The sequence below is a fragment of the Lewinella sp. genome, assembly GCF_050633125.1.
GTDB lineage: Bacteria > Bacteroidota > Bacteroidia > Chitinophagales > Saprospiraceae > Lewinella.
Genome location: NZ_JBOEFX010000067.1, coordinates 35,449 through 44,508 on the forward strand (window position 1 = coordinate 35,449; position 9,060 = coordinate 44,508).

At 42.5% G+C, this 9,060-nt stretch carries 2 protein-coding genes; both read right to left on the minus strand.

All coding sequences use genetic code 11. The features are described from left to right. Positions 1-3,681 (minus strand): hypothetical protein (locus ACRBG0_RS14780; RefSeq protein ID WP_431487640.1); only part of this gene is annotated, 3,681 nt, incomplete at its 3' end. A 30-nt stretch (positions 3,682-3,711) separates the two neighbouring features. Beyond that, entirely contained in the window at positions 3,712-7,038 is a 3,327-nt protein-coding gene (locus ACRBG0_RS14785; protein WP_431487641.1) for a hypothetical protein, read from the minus strand. Positions 7,039-9,060: the final 2,022 nt, after the last annotated feature.

A 9,060-nucleotide genomic window follows, 5' to 3' on the forward strand; every position in this document is an offset into this window, starting at 1 on the left:
TCCCTCTGAATTGGTCACTTCATTTGCATCATAAGTTAAGACTGGAGTATCAGGATAAAGGGTATCTATAACACTAGCAAGCGCAACTTCTGAAGGAAATGAAGGGCTAAACTCCGTGCTTCCATTTTCGCCCACAACCTCTCGCAGTGCAACAATTCTATAAAACAATGGCTCTCCATAAGGAGGATAATCTAAATCAGAGAAATCATCGATTATAGCCTCTTGTCCATCAATCGCTTTTACAAGAGGCATCGAGTGTATACTCAGTGCATCCGTATGATTGTTCGCTCTATAAATCTGGTATTGACTGATTTGCTCACTACTAACATGTGGATTCACACTAAATTCCACTGACACCCCTTGATCTAAGGTAAAGTTAGGAAGGCTACTAATTATTCTTGTTATCGTTACAGCCTTTGGAGGAAAGCTATTGACGAGTCTAATAGGCCCAATAACATTGCTTGCTTCACTCATTTCAAGACGGTTGTTCATTCCAACAGCACAGTAAAACACTACACTACTATTAGCTCCATCTAAAGTAAAATCAGTAAAAAGCAAATCACTTCCTGCTTTAACAACCATCGGAAAAGCGTTTGTCGATGAAGCAGGCTTCGGTGACGCCACTGTTCCTGTGATCTTATCGTACAATATAGGTTGCCGAGTTAAAGGAATAAAGCCGGAAGAAATCTGATTTTGGATCGCGGATACAGCATCTGAATGATCACCCAAATTATCAGGGGGGGGGACTGAAGAAACCGTACCATTGTCAATCAGTGATTGTAACGCTTCCATAATTTGCGCTTGTGTGTAATTGGTCAGGATTTCAGCAAGTGTCTGGGCTGTATAGATTTGTTCAAGTATACTTTTGCCATCAGCTCTATAGAATACAACAGCATACGGCTCTTCTGTAAAGTTTGCACGAAAAGTGTAGGAAGATTTACCATAGAAATCTGGTCTGGTCGCATAACTTGACTCTGGAGACAAACTTGGGACTACTGGAGCTTGATATCCAGCCGCAACCATCGCTAAAGGCGGAGTAACCGCCGAACCACATCCTGATACAGAGTTGACTGCTCTTAGCCCTAGATAGGTAACTTTTGTAATATCTTGGCCGCTCGGATAAACAGTTGCGTAATCTAAACCGCTGCTTTCATCAAGATAGATTCTTGTCCCCGGCACATAGGTGGCTTCCTGGTTAATTTCTAGTGGCGCATAATTCTGGTCATCCTCAGGATCGTAGTTGTGGTCATTAATGATTACATGTAATTGCCCGGATTCATCATAGTATGAATCTAGAACGGAGTAAGTTGTACCATTAATCTGAACCGTCCCTCCAACGGAAGAATCATCCTCATCTATACCACTAAAAGTTACATCATAAACTCCGGAGTTAGTTGTACCTGTGCCTTCTGTAGCTGGAAGCTGACTAATTGAAACTGTTTGCATTACTCCTCCAGTATTAGCAGGAGTTAGTGGCACTTCTGTTTCCAGCTTTGTCCAACTAGATGGAGACTGTAAGTTTTCTGTTAACACAAATGGACTTCCCGGCTCAGGAGATATATAATCTGTGCTGATATGTGCTGCTGCAGTATTGGATGGGTTAATAATTCCATTGTTTGGAATACATTTTATAACAACATCTGTCCCATTAATCTCTTTAACAACATAAGGCATTTCATCAGCGACCAGTATACTGCCTACAAAGCGATCAGACAATACGTCACTGCCCGCACCTATGGATACCGTGCAAACACCACATCCCTGATCCATGACATTTGAAATAGTGCCATGGATAATTTCTGCAGGAAATTCTCTAAAATAAAATTCAACAGTATCCGGGGTTTCAAACTGAAGGTTTCCTCCAGCACCCCAATCCGCGGGTGGGCGCCATTTGTATTGTACGCGCACAACCAGGTTAGAACCGTCCGCATTAAGCATGGCCTGTTCAGTACCGGTGGTTAGAATAGGTGGAATTTCTTTGAAGATTACCTGGGCAGAAGCATCAGTAACAGGTGTGACGATACCACACCTTTCAGAAAAAACGGTTTCATCAGACGAGGCGAGATTACTTAACGATTTAAGATAGTTTTCCTCTGTTCGGGAAAACCAATTGATGCTATAAATTCCATAATGATGAAATGCCTCCTCTGCCGTCCTATGAATATACACAGGTGCTGTAAATTCTCCACTGTCTAAGACGGCAATTTCTTCGCCTCCGCCTCCCTGATCAGTATAACTATCATCTTGTAATTGGTCTAAAAGTTGTAGTTCCTGGTAATTCGGAGTTGTGCTACTGCTACGCTTATGGCGAACACCAAATTGTATTGCGGCAGTGGTAAACAAGTATGGTTCATCAGAACTAAATGGTGCAGGAACAGATTTTTCATATTGGAACACATCTCGTTTTAGATTGATATAACGTGCAGTCTCAAAATGTGCATAACCATCTTCATCAACACTGGCATTACATTCACCGGAACTAAGTACAATTCCATAGCCTAATTCCAATTCCGGTGCTTGTGGATACCGGCTATCGGAAGCACTAGTTGGTAGAGATAAGTTAAAATGCTTCCCCCTATATTCGATTGCATAAATAAATACTCCTTCGTTAGCATCTGTGTCAATGAATCCGAGGCCTAACATCCTAGCAACATGGTAATCCACTGCCGCAATCTTAAGCATATCCGAATAGGTCATTTCGGCGGGTTCTGGATTTTCCAATTCGTCATTTGAAATGACTTCTTCCGAGTTAGTAAAAGTACCCGACAGAAAATCTGTTACGGCTGATTGTAACCCTTGGTTAAACCAACGATCCTGATAGGTCTGCATATTAGCTAGGGGAACGTAGTCCGCAGTTCCTCCATTATTGTATCTATTGTATTTCATCCATTTAGGGGTATCCAATATCCGCTGATTCCCATCTGAATGAAGGAAGGCCTTGTCTATTAAATCCCAATCATAATCTCCTTGCAAAGTATCTGCGTAGGTTGCGAGATAAAACTTCTCAATACTCGTTTTTTCCACATGCTGACAGCGGATGTACTCAATGTATTCTACGCGTTTAGAGATAAACCCGTTTGGCACCCCCTCTGATGGAGATTGATCTGAATCTACCATTTCTCCCCGACAGGATAAAAATTGCTTTCCTGGTGTTTGATCAGCGTGTATAGAGATCGCCTCTACTTGGACAACTCCTTCTTGAGAATTTTGAAATTCAAAGCCAAACTCGAAGAATAATTTATCAGGGCTCCATATTTTGAAAACATCTGTGTAGTTATTTAGCAGGCCGCTAGGGGTAAACCCTACCCCTAGCTGTTCGGCTAGTGTGTCGTAAAATTGGACATTCATAAATCTAATGACCACTGTAGTAGTGTGCTCAGGATCATTTGGAAGAGGAACGTTTGGTGTGTACACCCAAAGCCTTTGATTACCATAAGAGACGATGCTGTCAGGTTGCTCAGCAAAATTAATCTCTGCATGATGATACTTAGTATAAGCCGCTTTGTAAACCTTTATCGGTTGGCTTGCAGTTGGAAACTGATCACTAAACTCAGTGGTAAAATCCCACCGAAGATGAACACCTTCAGTAGATTTATCTGCTCCGGTAGAGCCTACAGCTTGTAAGTAAAGTCGCTTAGACTGAATGAACGCGCTATCAGGATTTGCTACGAGACTGGGCATAATATTTTTTTAATTTTTACAAGAGGGGCGTTAGCTGTTAATCGGCAGCATCTTAGTAAAGGTTACTGAAACAGAGCTACTATTCTGATACCCACCGGAATCTGGTTCATATTGTTTGAAAGCAAAGCCTGCATTAATAGTTACTTCACTTCCAATTTCTATACTGCTATTAGCTAAGAATAGCATTGCACTTGTATCTTTATGGATCACAGGAACTGATAATGGAGTCCCATTAATTTCCAAACTCATACCGTCGGTTAGTATCCCCGTACTGATTTTAGGATCATTGAACGGTTCAGGATTTCTTACAATGACTCCAACTACAGTATCGGCATCATTATTATATAAGATTAGGAACTCGGTATTGTCCGCCGGAGGAAGGTCGGTTAAACCTAATGTTCCATAGACCAATTGTTCGTAAGCTAAAACATCCTCAGTATTGAAAGTTGGGATAGTTAATTCCCCCCAATTCCTTCTGATAAGGTAAGCTGCCTCTATATCATTGCCTTCAGCATCCTGGAGCAAATAGCTATTCACCTGTGCCTTAAAATTCGGATAGCGAGAAGTCTCAAAAACATATCGGTGTACTTCTCGTTCCTGGTCACCTTTTGTTGCCATGAATACAGCTGTATAGCATTTTAAAGGTTTCAAGTTTTTGGTAAAAACAGCGCCCTGAGAAGAAGAACTAAACTGCTCTGTTCCAAGACATGCTACTGATCCCAGAATTTCATTTACTGCATTTATTTCAATGCTTTCAACTGCACTACCGGCAATCCACTGAGCAAAAGATACTTCTGCATTCTGGCCTATTTGTGCCGGGTCAAGAATCTTCAACCCTAATCGATAACTACCACTATACATTGTTCTGACATAGGCCTGCTTGAAGAACAGACCGATACCTACATCTTCGTAGAAAATGGGCTTCGCATTTATCAGATTACCATCAGCATTTGGATAGGATGTTGATAAGTCTATATAGTGTCGTAAGTCTTTCAACTTAAACTTATCCTTCAATTCAGCAGGCAGAGCAGCATACTTAGGATGAAGTGTGCCATTAGGAAACTGGTGAAAGAATCCAGGAGGTCCTTCCGTTCTAAATTCAACCGTATGGCTTTCATGATAACTGGCGACAAGTTCAGTACCGTCTTTAAACACTTTTGTTTTAGTATGGACCGTAACTTCATAGGTAGTATCAGGCTCCCAAATTACTTGTCCGAACGACGAACCTATAACATTAATATCAGCACCTGCACTATTAGCACTGTTGGTGGCTTCGACAAGTTCGTTGTATTGAAAATCTTCCAGGGTTTGGTAGCACAGGCTTTGCAATTTACTGATGCACGTAAGTGGTTCGCCATAGTTTACTCTTACGAACTCTGCGGAAAGACAACCCTTAAATGGAATAGAAGTTCCATCCTTCCGAATAGCCTGCCCTTCGAAACCGAACAATCCGTCGCACGGTTCTTCTGCCAGACGAAGACATTCAAATCGAATAACATCTGTAAGCTGCTCTTTAGGCAACTGAATGTTTAATGTGAATTTAACACAGCCGGGAATATCAATTTCATATACACCGTATGATTCATCAGTTGGGACGTGTTGTACGGTAACTTCCGGTAATACCCCTAAGTAGTATTCAGCTAAATCCTGGCCACTGTGTGGCTCTGGTGGCGAACTGCAAAGGTTGAAAACATCCGTGAGAAGATATTTATATACAAAGGGAATCCATCCTGAGGAAGTCACAGCTAATGGGTTCCCAGGAAAGCCGCTTTCGTGTCGAAACAGTTCGCTGATCAGTCCCATTATGCTTACAATGGCATCAAGTTTACAAGGGATTTCTTCAATGCTACTTCCTTCCCCTCCTCCTCCGGGGACCTCATCACAGAAACCGGATTCAATCACGATTTTCTCAATAGGTACTGCGGCATTATCGTATAACAAGCTTGACGATTCGTCCATAGAACCCGGCAAGTAGGACATCTCTACAAGTTGATCCTGATACTCAAGGTTGGCATTAGCTACTCGACGGTAGTACCTTACAGAAAGACCACTGGTAGAGGTGAACAAGGATAGACTGACAAATACGACCGGTTCTGGGAAATATATGGTCAAAGATTGCCCTGCATTAAAATATAGGCCAGTAGTGTCAATCGTCCCGGCGAGTCCGCTGGAAAGCATTAGGCCAACTCCCTGGGAAGAGAGCAGTGCTTCAGCAGGCAGTAGCCCACCTTCGCCGAATGCATTCAAGTCAATGCAAACTTCCTCTCGTACAGTCCCAAAACATTCCATACTTAGCAGAGCATTGTCAGAACTCCACGAAGGGCCTCCGGGAACACCGCTTCCTAGGAAAGAAAGAGGCGATAAGCTCAACAACCTGATTTTGGTATAATGCCCGGGAGCATTCCATTGCCAGAAGCCTAATAAGGGAGGGGCTACATTATGCGGTGACAAAATCACATTTTCTACAATAAATTCGTACGTAAGCTGTGGTGCCCTGGCTCGTTGAGGCGGTAACAACTCTCGATATCTAGGCACTTCCGAAACCCCTCCTATTTTATTGGTAACACCCAGCGGGTTGACAGCGTGCTTGAACTCAATATCAACAAAGCTATCCAGTGGAATGACCTCATTATCTGAAGGAGAACTATCAAAGGCTACATTATAATTTTCTCTAGTATGGACATTCAGTGCCTGAACGGAATTGGCTTCCAATAATTGGATCGCAACAATATTTAAATCATTGCTAAAATTCCATTCAAAACGAACCCCGGCACACTTTTTGACAAAAATAAGTTTTACACAAACATAAACCTCTCCAGCAATAATAAAAGGTTTAGGGGCATCTACTGATAACGCAAAATGAGCACCAATACCTATTCCAACACCAAAGAGTGATATTTTACCTTCTATGCCGGCTTGAATTGCACCTCCAATTTGCATAGGCCGGGAACTTATCCTTCCGGCAAGATCCAAGTAAGCTCGAAGTTTTACGTGTGCTGGGCCAAATCGCTTATCAATTCCTAATCCTGCACCAGCACCAGTTCGAATACCAGACGATGATAGCATTAGATAAAAGTAAGCACGGTCAATAATCCTCAAGATCTTGGCTTGAACACGTTTATTCTCCGGCAAATCCCGGCCTATATTCATGTACCACCCAGTAGAATTTCCGAAGAAGAAACCTAATTCAAGAGCACCTGATATTTCTGCTATGCTGCCGCTAGCCGGAATTTTATAATCAACCCCCAGACCTGCCTCAACTGAACTATCTGTAATGGCAAGGAATGCATAAAATGGGGGTGTATTTTGAGATGCGAATCCAACTCTTTTTCTAAGTATTTGTGCTTCTCCTTCCAAAAGGAAAACACCCGGCAGAGATAACAAAAAGAATACCCGGCTTGAGAAAGCATAACCNNATTGGAAAGAATTTAGGTGGATTAATACCTCTAGCCGGTGTCTTATAGTATTCAAACCAGGGAGCCTCTTCAGAAAGACCTATTGCCGATTTAGACACGACAAAGTGCCTGCCGAACATAGCTTCAAATCCGTAAATACCAAGCCCTGTACTCCCTAGAGGTATAGCATTCGGAAGTTCCACACCAACATCAATTAAAAAAGCAGGTACCTGAGGAATATATCGCATCCCGGCGCTTCCACCAATATTAAGCTTTGGCAAAGAAAAGGCAACATTACCAGCATATTCTACACCATGCTCTCCTCCTTCACGCATAGCTAAATAACCGCTGAGCAGTAGAGCTGCTTTATTTTCGCTGACATTGCCGGGGAGCACCATGTCGATCCCAATACCTTCAATACGAAAAAAATGAGATCCTCCCCCTTCTGTAAAGTAGTATTTTAATCCGTCCCCCCGAGCATCAATACCTGACGGATTAATACTGATACCTCCATCAAAACCAATGTATTTATATCTGACTCCATCTCGTTCGTCTGTCCCTATATGCAGTGCTGTAATGGAAATCTTTACTGGCCCTAGCGGAATAGTGAAAGTTTTTGGTAAAATCAGTGCTCCTCCCTCAAATTCATAGGCACCGTCCTCCCAAATAAGAAGTTTGCTTATTTCTACTCCTTGGGGCAATGCTTGGCCGATAACACCATCTTTCGGATCAAAATCCAATAAGCCTCCTACCGCGAGAAAATGACGGTCATCTCGTCTGCCAATAACAACACTATTTATTCTTAAGGTGAGAATATTCGGCACCCTGAACTCCTGTAGACCCTGATCTTCCGATGCAGCAACGTAGAATTCACCATTCTCACCAATGTGGACCACAACTTCGATCTCTGCGGGATTACCAGCCGCATCCTCGAAGCCCGGAATCTGCATCGTACCACAGATATCCGAATCGATAATTTGGTTTTGGAAAAAGGTGAGACTGAAGCACGTCAACTCAAAACTAAAACCACCTATAGTCACAGTCAATAATGGGGCTTCTCCTGTATCACTGGTAAGTACCAACTGTCCTGAGAAACCTGTACTCCCAATGAGAATATCATTGCCCACAATTATGCCAACTGAGTTTCCCTCGTCAATTTCAAAGGGTAAGGTGACAAGAACATCCTCTATTCCAACACCCCGAAAACCAGGATGCCCGGGCGGGGAAATTTGTTGATTGGACAAATAGGGAACTATTCCCTGTAAACCAACAATGATACCTGTGTTTCCCAAGGCTACGGTATCAACACTAGCATTAAGGTTAGATGTATCAAAATTGAGTTCACTCGGGGTGCTATAGGTGCAGTCTACTCCACCTAGTGTAATTTCAAATGGCTTGAGTGCACCGTTTTCCATGATGGGAACCCATTCCCCGCTTTGGGATAGTTGAACAGGAACAAGCCATTCACTTTCTACCAGCAGAGAAATATTCAGGTCAACTAAACTTAGCTGAAACTGAGTACCAATAGTGGCCTCGAAATTAATGAGGGTGATCCCACCGCCATTCAAAAAAGCAATTCGGATGCCAGGCAAGCCGAAAGCAGGAAAAGAAAGGCTGCGTAAAATCGCAATCTGGCCAGAGACCTTCTGAGAAGTGTTCTCGTCATAAACTTCATAATCACTGAAGCCTACTTCGTCCAGCCATTCCGGCGTATCACCAAAATAGCTGGGCCAGTATTTTATATTTCTGCTCAGAGGAGCATATCCTGAAGCCATGTTTTCTTATATTTCAGAGGGTCAAAATTAATGTATTCATCAAATCAATAAACTCAGCTTGTAGTTCTTGCGAATCACACCTATTAAATCCAAAGTAACCTAGTCGAATTCAGTGCCCCTATGAGCCGTTGGCACTTTTAACAATCGCTCAGGAGTCTATCATCAATTTAAATCAGAAACCAAGACTGTATCTTGATGACCTGTCTTTT